This window comes from Campylobacter sp. RM16188 (genome assembly GCF_012978795.1).
GTDB classification, from domain to species: Bacteria; Campylobacterota; Campylobacteria; order Campylobacterales; family Campylobacteraceae; genus Campylobacter_A; species Campylobacter_A canis.
In genome coordinates this window covers 1-18,134 of record NZ_LIWQ01000012.1, presented here as the reverse complement: position 1 = coordinate 18,134, position 18,134 = coordinate 1, and the positions used below count along the sequence as shown (strand labels likewise).

18 protein-coding genes and 1 pseudogene are annotated in these 18,134 nt (G+C 35.5%); 4 read left to right on the top strand and 15 right to left on the bottom strand.

Translation table 11 applies throughout. The features are described 5' to 3' along the window. Positions 1-151: 151 nt before the first annotated feature. The 14 genes from CDOM16188_RS08160 to CDOM16188_RS08095 all read right to left on the bottom strand — a co-directional run bounded on the left by CDOM16188_RS08160 (position 152) and on the right by CDOM16188_RS08095 (position 14,760). Positions 152-1,315, bottom strand: coding sequence for a major outer membrane protein (locus CDOM16188_RS08160; RefSeq protein ID WP_172201241.1), 1,164 nt, complete (start codon positions 1,313-1,315; stop codon positions 152-154). Positions 1,316-1,503: 188 nt separating this feature from the next. Further along, a complete protein-coding gene (locus tag CDOM16188_RS08155) occupies positions 1,504-2,061 on the bottom strand; it encodes a cytochrome c (RefSeq protein WP_172201239.1) in 558 nt (185 codons plus the stop codon). An 86-nt stretch (positions 2,062-2,147) separates the two neighbouring features. Continuing rightward, entirely contained in the window at positions 2,148-3,332 is a 1,185-nt protein-coding gene (locus tag CDOM16188_RS08150) for a major outer membrane protein (protein WP_169940194.1), read from the bottom strand. A gap of 420 nt (positions 3,333-3,752) precedes the next feature. Then, positions 3,753-4,208 (bottom strand): hypothetical protein, encoded by a 456-nt coding sequence (locus CDOM16188_RS08145; RefSeq protein ID WP_172201237.1) that lies wholly within the window; start codon positions 4,206-4,208, stop codon positions 3,753-3,755. Next, positions 4,195-4,764, bottom strand: coding sequence for a hydrogenase-4 component G (locus tag CDOM16188_RS08140; RefSeq protein ID WP_172201235.1), 570 nt, complete (start codon positions 4,762-4,764; stop codon positions 4,195-4,197). The genes CDOM16188_RS08145 and CDOM16188_RS08140 overlap by 14 nt, the downstream gene beginning before the upstream one ends. 49 nt (positions 4,765-4,813) lie before the next feature. Beyond that, entirely contained in the window at positions 4,814-6,052 is a 1,239-nt protein-coding gene (locus CDOM16188_RS08135; protein WP_172201233.1) for a Zn-dependent hydrolase, read from the bottom strand. A gap of 111 nt (positions 6,053-6,163) precedes the next feature. Continuing rightward, positions 6,164-6,511: a chaperone NapD gene (locus CDOM16188_RS08130; protein ID WP_172201231.1), complete on the bottom strand. Its 348-nt coding sequence runs from the start codon at positions 6,509-6,511 to the stop codon at positions 6,164-6,166. Next, positions 6,508-7,458, bottom strand: a complete 951-nt coding sequence (locus CDOM16188_RS08125) for a WD40 repeat domain-containing protein (RefSeq protein WP_172201229.1) — start codon at positions 7,456-7,458, stop codon at positions 6,508-6,510. Before CDOM16188_RS08125 ends, CDOM16188_RS08130 begins: the two co-directional genes overlap by 4 nt. Beyond that, on the bottom strand, positions 7,455-7,940 hold the full coding sequence (locus tag CDOM16188_RS08120; protein ID WP_172201227.1) for a 4Fe-4S ferredoxin: 486 nt from the start codon (positions 7,938-7,940) through the stop codon (positions 7,455-7,457). Before CDOM16188_RS08120 ends, CDOM16188_RS08125 begins: the two co-directional genes overlap by 4 nt. Before the next feature lie 2 nt (positions 7,941-7,942). Further along, positions 7,943-8,476, bottom strand: a complete 534-nt coding sequence (locus tag CDOM16188_RS08115) for a nitrate reductase cytochrome c-type subunit (RefSeq protein WP_170019438.1) — start codon at positions 8,474-8,476, stop codon at positions 7,943-7,945. Next, on the bottom strand, positions 8,477-9,268 hold the full coding sequence (gene napH, locus CDOM16188_RS08110; RefSeq protein ID WP_172201336.1) for a quinol dehydrogenase ferredoxin subunit NapH: 792 nt from the start codon (positions 9,266-9,268) through the stop codon (positions 8,477-8,479). Further along, on the bottom strand, positions 9,268-10,023 hold the full coding sequence (gene napG / locus CDOM16188_RS08105) for a ferredoxin-type protein NapG (RefSeq protein WP_172201225.1): 756 nt from the start codon (positions 10,021-10,023) through the stop codon (positions 9,268-9,270). Before napG ends, napH begins: the two co-directional genes overlap by 1 nt. A 2-nt stretch (positions 10,024-10,025) precedes the next feature. Then, on the bottom strand, positions 10,026-12,806 hold the full coding sequence (gene napA / locus CDOM16188_RS08100) for a nitrate reductase catalytic subunit NapA (RefSeq protein ID WP_172201223.1): 2,781 nt from the start codon (positions 12,804-12,806) through the stop codon (positions 10,026-10,028). Between the two features lie 1,177 nt (positions 12,807-13,983). Further along, positions 13,984-14,760, bottom strand: coding sequence for a hypothetical protein (locus tag CDOM16188_RS08095; RefSeq protein WP_172201221.1), 777 nt, complete (start codon positions 14,758-14,760; stop codon positions 13,984-13,986). Between the two features lie 138 nt (positions 14,761-14,898). Between CDOM16188_RS08095 and CDOM16188_RS08090 the strand changes: the two genes are divergently transcribed. From CDOM16188_RS08090 to CDOM16188_RS08080, 3 genes are all read left to right on the top strand, one after another. Further along, a complete protein-coding gene (locus tag CDOM16188_RS08090) occupies positions 14,899-15,186 on the top strand; it encodes a hypothetical protein (protein WP_172201219.1) in 288 nt (95 codons plus the stop codon). A 157-nt stretch (positions 15,187-15,343) separates the two neighbouring features. After that, positions 15,344-15,574: a DUF6290 family protein gene (locus tag CDOM16188_RS08085; protein WP_172201217.1), complete on the top strand. Its 231-nt coding sequence runs from the start codon at positions 15,344-15,346 to the stop codon at positions 15,572-15,574. Beyond that, the gene (locus CDOM16188_RS08080; RefSeq protein WP_172201215.1) at positions 15,571-15,846 is read left to right on the top strand and encodes a type II toxin-antitoxin system RelE/ParE family toxin; all 276 of its coding nucleotides are present in this window, start codon (positions 15,571-15,573) and stop codon (positions 15,844-15,846) included. The genes CDOM16188_RS08085 and CDOM16188_RS08080 overlap by 4 nt, the downstream gene beginning before the upstream one ends. A 271-nt stretch (positions 15,847-16,117) precedes the next feature. Here the strand turns inward: CDOM16188_RS08080 and CDOM16188_RS11335 are convergent, their stop codons facing one another. Further along, positions 16,118-16,912 (bottom strand): hypothetical protein, encoded by a 795-nt coding sequence (locus CDOM16188_RS11335; RefSeq protein WP_253908161.1) that lies wholly within the window; start codon positions 16,910-16,912, stop codon positions 16,118-16,120. 232 nt (positions 16,913-17,144) lie between these two features. On the opposite strand from CDOM16188_RS11335, the pseudogene CDOM16188_RS11210 reads away from it, so the two are divergent. Next, positions 17,145-18,134, top strand: a pseudogene (locus CDOM16188_RS11210) (hypothetical protein); the annotation flags it as partial.

The window sequence follows — 18,134 nt, the reverse complement described above, 5'->3', positions numbered from 1 at the left end:
CTTATGCTTTTAAATAAAGCCAGATGAATTTTTACAAAAATAATTTAATTGCTTGATATATTTTCTACTGTAGATACAAAAAATTGTAATAAATATGTGATTTTAAAACAGCCTTGAGCGAAATAATTCGCTCAAGGTATCATAAGAAAAATTAGAATGAGTATTTAGCTTGAAATCTAAATTTCTCAGATTTTTCTTTATCAGTGTTAACTTTTGTTGTTAAATGAGAATACCAGCTCTCAAATGTTAGTTTTGAGCTGTAATCATAAGATAGTCTACCTACATACTCTTCAACTTTTGTTTTTTGATCTACATTATCTTTTACATTACCCTTTAAGTAATCAGCTCCGATACCAAACTTATCAAACATATATCCTGCAGTTAAGAACCAGAAATTTCCTTTTCCATTAAGAGCTGTATAATCAAGATATTGCTCAGCAGGGCTTATGAATTCGCCTTGATCTTCAAGAGTTGAAAAACCGTCGGCTCTGTCTTTTACTTTCCAGCCGATATATCCAGCAGACAAATCAGCTCCAAAAAGTCCCACGCCCAATTCGGCAGCATAAAAATCAGTATCTCTATAAAGTGGAGCAACTTGATCATCTACATCAGTATGTCCATATTGAGCTTGCAAACCAAATCCTACGTCGTCATTAACATCAAAATTAAATGCAACATCGGCAGCTATAAGATTTGCAACATCAACAAGGCTGGCATACCATAGTTGGAAGCTTACAGGATCATATGAACCAACAGCAGCTACGCCGTAAAGATTTTTTTCAAAAGCAGCTTTAACTATAGCCGAATCTGTTTCGCTACCATATTCAAGAGCATCGAAAGCAAGAGCGGCAAGAGTCAATCCAGCTATATCTGTATTTACTACTTTTATACCTGTTCCAGCCTCATCATCTGTAAAATATGTTCCGATAACTTGTTTACCAGCTGTAATTGTAGTATTTCCAACCATGTAACCAAGATAGAATTCTTGAACACCGAATGTGCTTGTTGTATTTGTAGTATCAGCTGTATCAGCATAGCCTGCAGAGCCATCTGTAGCATTGTATCTTAAGCTTAAAACACCAAAGAAGTTATCATCCAGTGCAGCTTTAAACGAGAAGATAGACTTAAACTGATGTCCAGCTTCAGTATTTTTAACACTTAATGGATCTGTTGTTTTCGTAGTCGTATATCTATATCTTGCAAATCCTGAAAGATCTACATTTTTAATGGCTTCTTCAAGCGGGGTTGCGCTTGCAACGCTTGAGAAAGCACCTAAAGCAACTAAAGTCGCCAAACTAATCTTTGCTAGTTTCATTTAAACTCCTTCAATCAGAAATACCTTGAAATAGTAACATAAAAAGATATTTAATTGGCTTAAAATTAACTAAATTATATTAAATTTATCATAATTGTTACTGATCGTTTACTAAAAAGTGGTATTTAAAATAAAATTTTCAAGAAATATTGACCAATTATTAATGCTTTATACTTCAAGTAGTCAAACTACTTTAAATAACTTCCTTGCGTAGGTTTCGTAGAAACATCTGAGTTTTCTTGTGAATTATATTTATAGTCAAGTGCATCTTTACCTTTCAAAAAGATAATAATAGAGCCTAAATCTTTATATGTAATTCTTGCTGCAACCATTTTCATAAGCTCTCTAGCGCTTCCTCCATAAGAAGGATCGTTTAGATATCCTGAAAATGCTATTTCTATATCTTCCGCACTTAGTTTTGTTAATTTTTCTGAACCATGAACTCTTTTGTTGCCATCACTGCCATGACAAGACGCACAATTTTTGATATACAATTCACGTCCTTTTTCAACACTGTATTTCCTACTATTATCAACACCTATATTTAAAAATTTACCATCATTATCTTGGGCTTTTTTTTCATACACATTTATACTAATATTTTCATCTTTTGAATATTTTTCGACTAAAGACTTTAATTCTTTAGCAAATTCTCCCCTAGCCTCAAACACATAGCTTGGCTCATCACTATTTAAAGTAAAACAAAATACAAAAGATACTAAAAATACAAATTTTATAAAGTGCATAAAAACCCTTATCTTATAAATTTAAAAATCCCAAGCAAGAAAATCTCACTTGGGATTATAGCATATTTATTTTATTCTAAATTAGATTAGAAGTTCCATCTAGTTTCAAATCTAATTCTATCTCTTTTATTAGACTGACCGTCTTTTTTATCTTTTGCTGCGGCATAGAATGTTGAGAAATTAAGCTTTTTGCTGTATCTATAGTTACCACCAACATTCCATTCTTTTCGATCGGTATCCTTACCAAATCCGGCAGCATGACTATAACCTTCGCCATCTATATAGTTAGCATAAGCTCCAAATTTATCAGCTTTATAGCTAGCTCCTACAAACCAATATTTATTATCGTCCATAATATTATTGTAGTATTGTTTGCCACCGTTCATTACACTATTAACTAGTTTGCCAGGATTAATCAACTTGCCGTTATCTTCTATAGTTACAAACGACAATTTATTATCTTTTGCCTTAAAGCTTATATATCCAGCATTAATTCCAAACCCTGCTACACCCAAGTCTGCTTTAGCGGCAAAAAAGTTAGCATTGCTATACAAGTCATGCTTTGCTTGGTTATGAACATACTGTCCTTGTAGACCTAATTTTACAGCTTCCAAATCAAATTTTAAAGCGGCATCCGCAGCATATAAATTAGCTATATTTTCTAAATTTGTCCACCATAGTTTAAAGTCAACCGGATTATAACTACCCATAGCAGCTAACCCATATACATTTGGAATTTGAGGAAGAGTATTTTGTAATTCACCGTCAAAATCACCACCTGTCTCAATCGCATCAAATGCAACTGCAGCAAGAGTTAGACCTTGTATGTCAGAATTTACGATTTTAATACCTGTGCCAGCCAAATCGTCAGTGAAGTATGTCCCCATAACTTGCTTACCTGCGGTTACAGTTGTAGCACCTCTTTTGTATCCAAGATAGAACTCTTGAACACCGAATGTACTTGTTGTATCAGTTATGTCTGCAGTATTAGCATATCCTGAGCTACTATCGTTAGAGCTATATCTAAGACTCAAAACACCGAAGAAGTTATCGTCAAGTGCGGCTTTAAAAGAGAATATAGACTTAAACTGGTGTCTTCCGTTCTCGTTTTTTACACCTTTTACATCAGTAAGGTCGTTTGTGTATCTATATCTTGCATATCCTGAAAGATCTACATTTTTAATCGCTTCTTCAAGTGGAGTTGCACTTGCAACGCTTGAGAAAGCACCTAAAGCAACCAAAGTCGCCAAACTAATCTTAGCTAGTTTCATATTGTCTCCTTATTGAGTTTGGTTAAACCGTATAAAGCAAATATTACCATAACTAAAAAGGAAAATAACTTAAATCATTTTTTAATGGCTTATATTGTGTTATCTGGTGTTAATTTTTTTCACAAAATATTAGAATATCAAGATTTTAAATACACAAAGTCAAATACATTCCAAAAAAGTTATGATAACGGTTTTTATAATTTTATATTTTTGAGAAGTTTTGCTTAAAAGCTTAACCTTTAAAATCAGCGAATTTCACTTAAAAAATCAAAATTTTAATAAATTTTGAACAAAAATCTTAAAAGTAAATTTTAGATAATTTATTAAAAGAATAAAAAGGGAGCTTTGCCTCGCCCCCTTAAAAGGAGTTCTAACTTTGATTGCTTGATGAAATTATAAATCACATCGGTAAATCAACGGCTAATCAAAGTTGATCTTCTCGTCTTTAGGCAGTTCTACAACTTGTTTTTTATTTGTTGCACGTTTGGTTTGTTGAATTTTTGTGCTTGTATTTAAATTTTTATACGATTTTTTAGGGCTTACGTAGCCTTGCTGTATAAGATACATATTTTTTATTTTAGTATCAAAAATAGTTGCATAGATCAAATCGCCAGCATTAAAATAATGCTTATCGGCACAAAATTTACCGCTTGATAGCTTATCGTTACTCGTATCAACGCTTCTTATATCATAGCACCAGCCGTTTTCGGTATAGCTAATATCCTCTATAACTCCGCGTATGCTTTGTTCTTTTTTGATAACAGGCTGATTTATCATGCTGCGACTTGGCAAATTTGGAGTTTGGTTAAAAAGGTCAAAACATCCCGTAAATAAAGTCGCAAAACTCAAAATACAAACAAGCTTAAGCTTCAACATTTATGATATTTCCACCTAGTTTTACTATGCGCTCATCTATCTTTTCTAAAGTTTTTTGGATAGTTTGTTGCGAAATTTCAGGCAAATTTCCTCCCCAAAGGCGCTCGGCTTCTTTAAAGCCATTAACGACACCTTCTCTGCCCGCTTTTAACATCTCAAGATCATCTCCTGCGCCGTTAAGGACAAAATCAGCAATCCTATTTGCCGTGTTTGTGATACCAAAAAATCCATCTTCACTTATAAGAGCCTTTGCTTCGTCTTGATTTAGAGATGTTATGTCTTTGCCGTCATAACCAACCGATCTATAATCAATCCTGTTTAATATCTGAATCAAATTTTTAGAATTTATATCCTGAGGATCAAACAAGCTAAGCGCTGATTGGGTATCGAAATTTATACTGGTCTGATTAAAGGCTTTATTTTGAAACTCTAAGAAATAGCCGTTTGTAAGCTCTTTGGCATTTAAATTTGTAAAATTTTCTCTAAATTTTTCAATGTTTTCTTTACTGCTTAAATTATAAGGATTTGAGTTATTAAAATTCGAACTTATCTGCATTTATTCTCCTTTATTTTCATCAATTTTACTATGCTTTTTTAAATTAAGTTTAAAGAGACTCATTTAAAATTACATTTTTTAATAAATTAAGCCCGTTTTCTATATCGTCCCATTTTGAAAATTCTGCAGGATTATGGCTGATTCCGTCTTTTGAAGGGATAAATATCATCGCAGTAGGACAAATTTCAGCCATATGCATAGCGTCATGTCCCGCTCCGCTTGGCATTATCTCATAGCTTAAATTTAGCCCCTTAGCCTCTGAAGCTATCAAATTTATAAGCCTCTCGTCAAGTTTGCATGGAGTATCAAAGCCAAGTTGCTTTATCTCGCATTTTACGCCTCGTTTCTCTTCTATTTTGTTTATATGTGAGATTATCTGAGCGTAGGCATCTTCACGGGTTTGCAAATTTATACCCCTTAGATCAATAAGCAACATCGTCTCTCCCGGCACTACGTTCATCACGCCCGGTTTGACGGAGCAATTACCAGTAGTTGCCACTACGCTATTTTGAGAATTATCTTTTGCTATCTTTTCAACTGCCAGTATTATCTCAGCCGCCGCACAAAGTGCGTCATTTCGGTATTTCATAGCAGTAGTTCCAGAGTGCTGAGGCTGCCCGATAACTCGCACGCTAAATCTATGAGGCGCAGCGATTGCACTTACTACGCCGATTTGAATTTTTTCATTATCAAGAAGCGGTCCTTGCTCAATATGAATTTCAAAAAAGCTTTTGTAGTGAGGTTCTAAATTTTTAGCCTCTTCGATCCTTTTTATATCTATTCCAAATTCGCTAAAAATTTCGCCTATTTCACGTCCCGTAAAGTCTTTAACATCCTTTAGCTTCTCATATCCTAGCTTACCGCACATTACCTTGCTGCCAAGAGTCGCGATATTAAACCTGCTTGACTCCTCGCACTCAAACACGATTAGCTCAAGAGGGTGTTTTGTTTTGATATTTTCATCATTTAGCGAGCGAATTACTTCAAGTCCACCAAGCACGCCTAAAATTCCATCAAACTGTCCGCCGTTTATAACCGTATCAAGATGAGATCCAAAGGCGATTGCAGGTAAATTCGGCTCGCTTCCTTCGCGCCTTGCAAAGATATTGCCTATCGCATCCACTCTTACGCTAAGACCTGCTTCCTGACAGCGCTTTATAAACAGTTCGCGCGCGGTTTTATCCTGAGAAGTGTAAGCAAGTCGGTTCATTCCGTCGCCGAAACTATAATCGTTTATAGAATTAATCTCTATAAAAAGATCTTTTAATCTACTCAAATTCACGCCCATTATAAGCTCCTAAAATTTTATTTTCTAATATTTTATATAGTTTGCGTTGAATTTGAGGTTAGATTTTTTGATTTTAGTAGAGATTTTAATAAAAAGAAGGTTAAATTTAAGCTATTTAACCTTATGGTGAACGCTACCGCTATAAACTATATCACGAGCTTGCATATCATCGTTTGTAAGCACTTCGCTGAGTTTGCCGCTCTCTTTTAGCCTCTGTAAATCGCCCTCCAAGTCCTCTTGATAGCTATACACCATCGCAACGCCTGCAACTCCGTTTATACGCTCCATAGTCTTAAAAGTCTCAAGCTCGTCTTCAAAATTATCTACGCTTATAAGCGCTACTATCTTTGCGTTTTCATAAGCAATAACTTCACACTGGCTCATTTTACGAAGCGAATTTAAGATATCGTCTATCAAATTTTCATCTTTTACATGCACTATAACACTTGAAATATTCATCTAAATCTCCAAAATTTTACTTTTTTCTCGTAAGCAACACTTATGAGAGAACTATCATCTAAAAAATGTATACCGTTTATGGTGCTTTGCATAGTTTTTAGTCTTGCTAAAATTCTCTTGCTGTTTACTTCAAATACGTCTATATAGCTTAGATCATCACTCATAAATGCTCCAAGTTTGCCGTCATCGCTAAGACCTACCGCATAGACTAAAAAATTTGACCTCATCATGCCGATACTGCCACCGCTATAAACTCCTGCGTGTCTATCCACTCCGCCTGTAACGATAGCGCCGTTTTTATACTCTATATCATACATATTATCTTTATGAAAGCCAAGCTCGTTTAGCACTTTGCGCTCTTTAGCGTCAAATATATAAACTATCCCGCTTTCACACCCCACCGCTATCTTGCTTCTATCTTCGCTAAGCTCAAAGTCAGATAGCGACGCTATAGAAAATTTTTTGCTAAAGTCGATATTGCCCGTTTCTAAATTTAAAAAGTAAATTTCATTACTAAGTGAGCCGATAATAGCTGTTTTAGGATTTAAAAATAGAGCCTTTTTGATTGATTCGTTATCTAAATTTATAGTTTTAGTCTCTACTCTTTTACCGTCAACCATCTCATAAACGTGCAAAAGTCTTTTTCCGTAACTAGTTTCGCTTAGCACCATCAGCGCGCCGTTAAGCTCATCTATGCTAAATACCTTTGCAAACTCATCATCGGTAAAATGCGTCTTTATCTTTGGTAAAACTATAGGCTCTAAAAACTCCTCGCTCTTCATATCATAGATATTTACCTGACCGCTGTCGGTACCAAGATAAAGTTTGTCGTTTAAAAGCGAGGAACTTATAACGTTAGAATGCGCCTCTATGATCTTGTAAGGCTCTTTGATATCAAGAGAAAAAGCCAAATTTAAAAGCGCTAAAAAAGCGAGTAGAATTTTCATAAAGCCTCCATTTTGATAGAATTTTTAAAACACACCTCAAGACACTGCGCACATCCCGTGCAGCGTTCGTTTATAACAGGGCGAAAAACGCCAAAAAAGTCAATCGCTCTAAATTTGCATACATCTTGGCAATTATAGCAAATCGTATTATTCCACGCTAAGCAAGAAGCCACATCTATGCTAACCTTTGCCTCTATTTTGGCTGGGAATTTTAGACTTAAAACCTCTTTGCCGATCTCTTCGCAAGCTATGGCGCAATCCTTGCAGAAGTTGCAACCTAAATTTTTAAACTCAAAAATAACTCTTTGATTTTCAAATCTCAAAAGCTCGCGCCCGCAAGCCTTTACACAAGGAGCGTGACAATTCACACAATCAAATTCTCCGCAAAAATACGGCGGAGCGATAAAATTAGGCGCCTGCTCTTTGGCGCCTAAAATTTTTGTAAAAAGTCTTCTTCTTGAAAGATTGTTTGCCTCTTGCAATCTTACCTCACACCGTCATTTAGTATATCAAGCAGGTTTGACCTCTCTGCGCCGTCTTTAGTTCTAAACTCAGGTTTAAAGTTATTTTTAAACGGCACGGTCACGTTTGCTTGAGGAGCGTGGCACTGAGTACAGTTAAACCTATCATCGCTTAACTTATCTGCTAAGTCTTTGTTGTTTCTGATACTGTAAAAGTGCGATTTAGGCAGAGGCGTAGCTCCGGCGTCTTTGGCTACATCAGGCATATGGCAGGTTACGCACATATTCATATCTTTGGTGATAGGGATAAGCCCTTCTAGATCGTGAGGGATCATCGGAGGAGCGTTTTCAAATGCGCGCTCTATGTTTTTAGCAGTTCCTGCAGGATCGGTTGAGTATTGATACTCCAGTAGCTTGACTGAATTTTCATCCATCACATCAGAACTTCTTAATCCGCCCAAATCCTTTGGCTTGTTGTCCGCGACCGACGGCGCATTGCACCCTGCAAGGATGATTGCCGCAGCCATTGCACCAAGTGCAAACCTAAAAGTTTTCATTCATTTTCTCCTTAAATTTCTTATACTAAATTTTAACGCGTCATCGCCGCAAACATCTATACAGCGTCCGCAGCTAATGCACTCGCTAGAGGTTATCAAACCGCTTTGCTTTCCGATTATTCCTAGTACTTGGCTTTCAGGACATATCACTTTGCACTTCATGCATTTTGTGCAGTTTTGGCTATCATGCTCTACGCGGATAAACGCAAATTTGCCAATCGTCGCATAAAAAGCGCCAAGAGGACAAAGCTTTGAACATATCAGTCTATCGCCTACAAAAGCGTCTATCGCAAATACGCCAAAAGCCACAAATATCCAAAGCGTGCCGCCGTATATGATACCGCGCTGAATTATGCCGATAAAGCTTACTCCCTCAAATGCAGGCGTTTGCATAACAACGGACATAAAAAGCACAAAGGCAAGCATGTAGTAGCGAAAGCTTTTAGAAAACACGACTACCTTTTTATCTTTGTCGTAGCCAAATTTTACTCTAACAAATCTTGCAAAATCGGTTATCATATTTACCGGACATACCCAAGCGCAAAATGCACGAGGCGCAATAAGAGCGTATATCAACACAACTATCAAAGCCCCGAGCGCAGCAGAGCTTGCAAGTGTAAAGCTTGCTAAAAACAGCTGCAACACCGCAAACGGATCGCTAAGCGGGATAGTGCCAAAGATCATAGACGAGCTTAAATTTCCTTGCAGAATTTTAAGTCCGTAAAGATTACTAATCAAAAACAGAGTCAAAATGGAAATTTGAGTTATTCTTCTAAGCAGTAAGTATTTCATCATATCTCTCCGCTATTAAGGTAGTCTTTGACTTTGTTTTGATCAAGCTTGATCTTGGTGTCTATATCTTTTAGTCTCGTATCATCGCCTTCTATCCAGCCTTTAACGTAGTTGTCATTCACTTCGCCAAGTCCGATCTCTCTTGGAAGTACAAAAATAGCCGCTTTTTTCGTTACGCAGGCGTTTTCGCATTTTCCGCAGCCCGTGCAGTAGTTTGCATCCACCACGGGAAGTAAGAATGCGTGCTTTTCGGTTCGTTCGTTTCTTTTATATTCAAGCACTAGAGCCTTATCTATAAGCGGACAAGCCCTATAACAGGCGTCGCACTGAATTCCCGCAAAGGCTATACAGCTGTAAGGATCAAGCACGGCTATACCCATGCGAGATTTATTAATATCAAGCTTATCATCACTGCTAACGAGCTTCACGTCAAGAGCGTCCGTCGGACAGGCGACCGTACAAGGAATATCGGTACACATGTAGCAAGGCACCTCTCTTGGCGTGAAATAAGGCGTTCCAAAGCTTATATTATCGCCAAGCTTAGCTAAGCTTAGCGTATCAAAAGGACACGCCTCCACGCAAAGCCCGCATCTTATACAACTAGCCATAAAGCCCTTCTCATCCCTTGCTCCAGGCGGGCGAAGGATGAGGGTTTGAGCCTTAAGATTAGTCTGCGTACTCCAAGTAAAGCCTCCGGCGATCACTAAGCTAATCGCTTTTAAGCCAAATTTGAGTACTTCGCGCCTATCTTTCATATCTATGCCTTGTAAATTTTAACCGCGCATTTTTTGAAATCGGTCTCTTTTGATATCGGGCAAGTTGCATCCAAGCAGACTTTATTTATAAATACGTTTTCGTCAAAAAACGGCACATATACAAGTCCTACAGGTGGTTTGTTGCGCCCTCTTAGATCCACTCTCGCTTTGATTTTACCGCGTCGAGACTCGATCCAAACGATCTCGTTTTGCATCACTCCAAATTTCTCGGCGTCTTGTTCGTGCATATAGCAAAGCGCCTCAGGCACCGCGCGATATAGCTCAGGAACGCGCATTGTCATAGTTCCCGTATGCCAGTGCTCAAGAACACGGCCCGTACATAGCCAAAGCGGATATGTGTTATCAGGCATTTCGCACGGATCCATGTAAGGGCGGAAGAAAATTTTAGCCTTATTATGAAGCGAGAATTTCTCATCTCCGCTTGTCGCTTTAATCAGGTCTCCTCTTGGAAGTTTTGCGTCTTTATTGCCGTAGAATGCAAATTTAGCCGTCGGATCGGCTTTTTTAGCATAAGGGTCAAATTTCGTATTAAATCTCCATTGCGTCTCTTTGCCGTCAACTACAGGCCATCTTAGTCCGCGAACTCTGTGATATGTATCAAAATCAGCCAAGTCATGTCCATGCCCTAGTCCAAATTTACGGTAGTCTTCCCAGAGGTATTTTTGTATAAAGAATCCGTATCCTTCAAACACCTTGCCGTCGCTTCCTACTACTTTTCTGCTATCTCCAAATACTTCGGTGTTATCATAATCTTCCATGATAGGATCTTTTGCGCTATAGCTTCTTGCCTCTTTGTTGGCAAATAGCACGTCAAATAGCGTATCTTCTTCGCTATATCCCATAGCCTTAGCCTCTTCAAGCACGTTTGGAAGAGTTAATTTATCATCTACTTTTTGCTCTTTCCAGACCTCTTTTAGCTTAAAGCGTTTTGAGAATTCTAGCATCTGCCATGTGTCAGTCATAGCTTCGCCCACAGGAAGAACTTGCTGTCTCCAGTGCTGAGTTCTACGCTCTGCGTTACCGTATGCGCCCCATTTTTCATATATCATCGCAGTTGGAAGGATAAGATCGGCTACTTTAGCCGAAATTCCCGGATACGGGTCTGAAACGACGATAAAGTTATCCATCTCGCGAGCCGCTTTTATCCAGTGGTTTGCGTTTGCAGTGTTGTGCCAAGGGTTATTTACGTGAACCCAAGCCCACTTGATCTTGCCGTCTTCCAGATCACGCATGATTTGCATGTAGTGAGGACCCGGCTTAGGATTTATCGTGCCTTTTGGAAGCTTCCAAATTTTTTCTGAAATTTCGCGGTGTTTAGGATTTGCTACAACCATATCCGCAGGCAAGCGGTGAGCAAAAGTTCCAACCTCTCTTGCCGTTCCGCAAGCTGAAGGCTGTCCTGTTAGCGAGAATGCTCCAGAACCTGGAAGCGCTTGCTTGCCAAGCAAGAAGTGGATCATGTAAGCTTGCTCGTTTACCCATGTGCCTCTTTGGTGTTGGTTCATACCCATAGTCCAGAAGCTTACGACCTTTCTTTGTTTTTCTATATATAGCTCGGCTAGAGTTTTTAACTTCGCTTTAAATTCCTCTAAATCCTCGTTCGGATCGCCTTTTGCAAGTTTAGCAACGAAGTCAAGAGTATAAGGAGCAAGAGCCTTTTTAAACTCCTCAAAGCTTATCTCCCAGTGATTTCCGGCTTTGGCGTTGTTTTTATTTTCCATAACATCGCCGGCTTTTAGTCCAAGATAAGCAAGAGTTACGCCCTCATTATCACTTAGTTTTTTCTTAAGCTCAGTTTCTAATATATCTTTTTCATTTGCGTATTTCGGGTGGTTAGGGTTATTTCTTAAGCCATATCCGATGTCGGCAGGACCTGTCGTGAATATGCAGTGTTTTTTAACAAATTCTTCATCTATCATCTCAGGGTGGTTATAAACTATCTCGCGAGCGATGTAGTTAAATATCGCAAGGTCGGTTGATGGAGTAAATATGATCTCGATATCGGCTAAGTGCGAAGTTCTAGTAGAATACGTACTTAAATTTACTACTTTTACTCTTTCAGGATCGGCTAGCTTTCTATCGCTAACTCTCGCCCAAAGCACAGGGTGCATCTCCGCCATATTTGCGCCCCAGCACACTACCGTGTCGGTTAGCTCGATATCGTCAAAACAGCCAGAAGGCTCATCTATACCAAATGTCTGCATAAACGCAACAACCGCAGATGCCATACAGTGGCGAGCGTTTGGATCGATAGCGTTACTTCTAAAACCGGCTTTTATAAGCTTAACTGCAGCAACGCCTTCCATTACGGTATATTGACCCGAACCAAATACGCCTATGCCGTGAGGTCCAAGCTCGTTGTAAGCTTTTTTAAACTGCTCGGTCATTACGTCAAACGCTTTTTGCCAGCTTACTTGCTTAAATTTGCCCTTTTTATCAAATTCGCCCTTTTCATTTACGCGAAGAAGCGGATGTGTGATACGATCCTCTCCATACATGATCTTGGCGTTAAAGTATCCCTTGATACAGTTTAAACCTCTGTTTACAGGAGCAGCCGGATCTCCTTTAACGGCTACTATTTTGCCGTCCTTGGTTGCAACCATAATACCGCATCCTGTTCCGCAAAAACGACATGCAGCCTTATCCCAGCGCCAACCTTTTTCGGCATTTGAATTTGCCATTAGATTAGCAGGCATCGCTATACCGGCACTAGCACAAGCGGCACTTGCAGCGGCACTCTTAATAAAATCTCGTCGATCCATCTTTTCTCCTTAAATTTTTTAAGTTTTTTCTTAAAATTTTATTTTATATTTTAGATATTAGCTTACAAAAGCTGAGTTTAAATTGATTAAAATCAATTAATTTATTATTTAGTTTTGTTTAATTAACTTAGATAGTGATTTATATTATTATTTATAGTTTAAAAAGACATCTTAAAATCATTAAGATATAAAACTTTATACTAACTTTTTAAAACAAAAGTAGAAACAAAAACTAAAATGTTAAAAATGAAAATATTTATAATCAGTGTAAATTTGTAACATTTGTATAATAAAATCTAGCAATTATCTTTAAAATTTATTAAATATAAGAAATAAATTGGGGAATAAAATTTGGTGGAAGCGAGGGTATCCGAACTATGCCTTTCAAACACCGATAAATACGCTATTTTGAATGGAACACATAGTTATTTGAGACTTTATTTGAGACTTAATTAATTTTCTATTTTTTTCTAAAAAAGCAATAGTAAAATATAGCACTATAGCTCGTCTTAAAAAATTCTAAATCAAAAATAAAAGAAGTGCATCTTGCTTAAAAATTTCCGCTATTATATAGCAAATGCACAAACCAACATCAAAAGCTTTAAGCTTTTAAATTTAAGCTTCTGCCTATAGGAAACTCTACTTTAGCTTTTCTTTTAAATGTTTTAGTAAAGTCATAGTTGTCTATTAAGGTTTGGTGTTTTTGATAGAATGTATTATTACTTTATTACAAAATTTTACAAAAATAAATAACTAACTAGATAAGATATATAATCAAAACACATGATATTAATGTCAAATCTATTGCCATTTACAAATCGAAAAGGATCCTACAGGAAGCAGAAAATAATTTATTACAAAGAAAAGGCATGATAATCTACTTTTCTTAAATTTGATAAGCATTAATTTCAAGTTGTATATTGTATAAACCAATTTCTTTCATAATACACAACAAAAGAAGTTTAGATGTCATTTACAAATTGAGTTATTAGGGCTGAATTTCTTTTTTTGATTTTTGATAGTTCATTTGTTCTGATAATAATTTATTTTGTATCTTAATCTCTTGCAAAAGCTCTATTAAAATTTGTTTTTGATCTAGACTTTCATTAAGAATTTCGTTTGTTTTATCTAGTTTATCTATTAGATTTTGATGCTGTATATTGCTTGACTTTTCTGTTTATTTAAAACTTTTGTAGCTTGTACAGGAGTTAACAATCAATGATATTATTGCAATTAATATGCTCATAAAAGCAATCTTAACTGCTTGCTTTGAAGATATCTTAACCTGTTTTATTTGCTCATCTGTTAAGTTATTTTGTATTTCCAGTTTATCGCTTTGAAATGATAATTTTTCTGCTATCTGTTTTAGGAACTCACCTTGATTTTCAAAATGCTTTATTATTGTATCTATTTTAAAAGTCGAATCTTTGTTTTTTATTTGTGGAATTATCGGATCTGTTGTTATTAGCTTTCTGTTTTTATCTAAGGCATTGATAGCGTTATTATATAAATCTGTATGTACTTGTCCTATTTTTGAATTTAATGATTTAAGCTCTTCTATCTTGTTTGGGGTTAAATTTTTAAGATCAACAATACCCATTTTTGAACTGATATCATTTTGTAGTTTAGATATATACTCTAAAGATTCTGATATTGATGGTTTTAATAAATCTTTATAGCTTTTCGATATCGACTGCTTAATCTTTTCTAAATCATATTCTCCAATTGCTCCAAGTATAGGTTTTACAAATTTATCATAGTCTTGTTTTGTCTTAAACATATTTTCAAAATAGTTATTGCCTAATGCCCGTTCAAGTTCTTTTATTTGTTTTTCTTGAAGTCTTGTTGTTGTCGATAAAATACTGTCTTTATTCTCTTCGAACTCTTTAAAAGCTTGAGCTATAGAAGATTTGTAGGCTTTGTCTACTTGTCCTTGCAAACTCTTTATATCCACTATTTTCCTTATATTGATATATAAAAAGTATAATTTATTTTCACTTAAATATCAAAGCAAAAAGTATGCAGTAAATTTAGTGGCTTAGTTTTTTAATAAGAGCTTATGTCGATATACTACTGCTTTTAGCATGGGCTTTTGTTTGTTTTAATTTTAGTTTTTGTATGTTTTGATAAAGTTTTAAGCTTTCTTACGGCTATTAAACAAGATGATAAATTCGTAAGTCTAAAAGAGCTTGGAGCAACAGCGATAAGTAAAATAATTAAAAACAATGAATTAAGATTTTTAATACATCTAGCTGATAACAACATAATAAGCTCAAATGAGCTATACAATATCTCATATCTTAACCATACTCTAAATAGCAATGATAAACAGATACAAGAAAAGGATAGATTCTATAAGAGAGTGGATGTAAGGGTATGAATTGGTGATACTAAATAAAAAATAAAAGAGTGAATTTAAGGCTTATGGTTATTAGGCAATATAATTAATCTATACTTCATATCTTAACACATCGACTTTAATTGCTTTATAAAATATGATATAATACTTGTAATGCAAATAATACAAAGGATTAAATATGCAAATTTCAGTGAGACTAGATAAAGACATAGGAACTAAGCTTGAGAGATTAGCAAAGGATACTAAAAGAACAAAAAGCTTTTACGTTCAAGAAGCCATAAAAAGATTCTTAGAAGATATGAATGATTATATAGATGCCATGGAAGAGTTAAAAAAGATAGAGAGTAATCCTAATCCTCAGTTTTATACTCTTGATGAAGTAGCTAAAGAGCTTGGCGTAAAAATATGAAGGTAAATTTTAGTAAGAATGCGTTAAAAGAGCTTAAGAAGTTAGATAATAGTATTAGCATTAAAATACTTAAAAAGCTAAAAGAGATAGAAGGCTTAGATAATCCTCGCGATGAAGGTAAACCACTTATAGGAAATCTATCCGGTCTTTGGAGATATAGAGTCGGAGGATATAGAATAATATGCAAGATAAAAGATCATGAGCTTATAGTACTTGTACTTGGTGTTAGAAACAGAAGCGATGCTTATGATGGTGAGTTTGATGGTGTTTAAAAGGCAGGATAAACCTAATAAAACTTTTAGTAAAAAGCATAAAGCGCTATTATGTAGCAAATGCACAAAACAGTATCAAACGCTATAATTCTTTAAATTTAAGATTTTATTTATAAAAACTTCTGCTTTAACTTTTTCTTTAATATCGTTTATCTGTCTTTTGAGTAGTTAAATTTTGATAGGAGTGATTTAAATTTGAAGATATCATAGCTTAAACCTTTCTAATTAGCTTAAAAAGATTTAAGCAAAAATATTCCTTTGAGGTAAGTGTTTATACCAGCATATCCTTTCTGCTTTTAGCAACGGCTTCTAGTATGCCAAATATGCTTTTTCCGTTATCGAATTCATGCTTTATAAATTCATATAGCTCTCTTAGTTCGCTTGTAGCTTCATCTTTGTAGGTTTCCATCTTACTAACTACTTGCATAGGTTTAAATTTCTTCTCTTTTTCTTTTACTTTAGGCTCATTATCTTGTTCGCTTTGAAGCTTTTTTAGTATTTCTATCGAATTTTTAGCATCTTCATCGGATAACATTACGTTAAATCTCTCTTGCAAGGTGTGTTTAGCCCACTGAGTTTTAAACTCATCTATGCTAAGATCAGAATCAAGCAAATCCGCAGTCTTAGTTCCTTTAAAATCAACCAAAGCTAAAAGATGATGACTGGCGTAGGTTTGTATTAACTCATCTACAGTAAAGACAGTATCTCTTAATGCCATCGTAGGTATTTTTTCTATACCTAAAGATTTACTCTCGTCTATAAAATCTTTTAAATCCCTAATCTCTTCACTACTAAAATTAGGATCGTATCCCATAAGCTTGCCAAAGATGCTAACTTTAGCTTCCTCTACTCTTGTATATCCGGTAAGCGGATATACAAGTCTATCATGTAGCTTTGCCCTATCCTTATCGCTTAGCCTTAAGAAGTCACCCGAACTCATACCGTTTACTTCTTTTATAAAGACATCTTTTAGTTCGCCTTTAAATCCTAACTCTTTTGCTATGTTTTCTCTGCTATATTTTTTAATATCAATTGGTATTGTAGACATTTGGTTAGATATTTGCATCATGTGACCTTTAAACATTAAAAATTGCTTCAAAGAATAAAAGGTTTATTTAAAAAATCCTTTGAAATTTATAAAACATCTGTATTTATATCGGTTAATGTTAAATTTTCTTAAGTCTTTTAAGATGTAATAACCATTAGTATTGATTTAAAATATCTATTAAGCATGAAATCATCATAAACAAATCTTAAATTTTGTCGATATATCCTGAATGTCTTTTAAAAGGATTTAAATGGATATTCAATCAGAAAACATCTACTATAACAACTTATGGTCACTACAAAGCAGTCAAAAACAAATTTCAACTTCTAAACTTACTAATAATGAACTTATAAAAGTAAGTAACGAAACACTAAGCAAAGATGAATATATAAGCAGACAAAACGATCTTTTAAAATCTGCTACCGATATATTAATGCAAAATTCTCAAGCGTATTTATATAAAGGCGGAATAGGGGTCGAGGGTAATTTAATAGTAGGTCACTGGGGTTTAGCAGGCTCATCTGATACAAACCCCTTTTGGGCTCAAGTAAATAATCAGCGTAATTTAGAAGATGCAAGAAGACCTATGATGATGCATAAAGATAATGGCGAAATACCCGGAACATTCTCGCTGGATCATTATAATCTTTTAATGCCCTCTGATAACAAAGGATACTTCAAAGGAGATAGATCAAACACTATCTTAACTCAAGGAGGGGCAAATTTAACTAACTATGCTAGAGAAAACACATTAAAAACCCAATACGGTGACGTAGAGGTATTTTTAGATTTATACGGAGATAACGATAAGCTAGGTATAGGAAAGCTTACTAGCAATGCTTTACTTTTTAACTTTGACAGTAACGGAGACGGAATACTAAATTCAAGCGATAAGCTGTTTAGTAAGCTTAAGGTAAGAGGATATGATAAAGATGGAAATGAAAAGATAGCAAATTTAAGCGATGTTACTAAAGGTATAGATTTAGCTCAGTTTATTAAAAAAGAGATAAACAGCTATACCCAAGGAGATTGGATCGAGGATTATCATAAAAAAACAGTAGAGGACTCAAAGAGACTTGAGGGACTTGATAATCGCATATTATATTACAGTGCAAACCCCTACACAACCTTTTCAGCCCAATCCAGATACCAAAAGATAGATAGATCAGATACTAAAAAGTTCTTTGATACTTATGCAAATAAAGACGGATGGGTAGATCTAAGAAACAATAACATATTT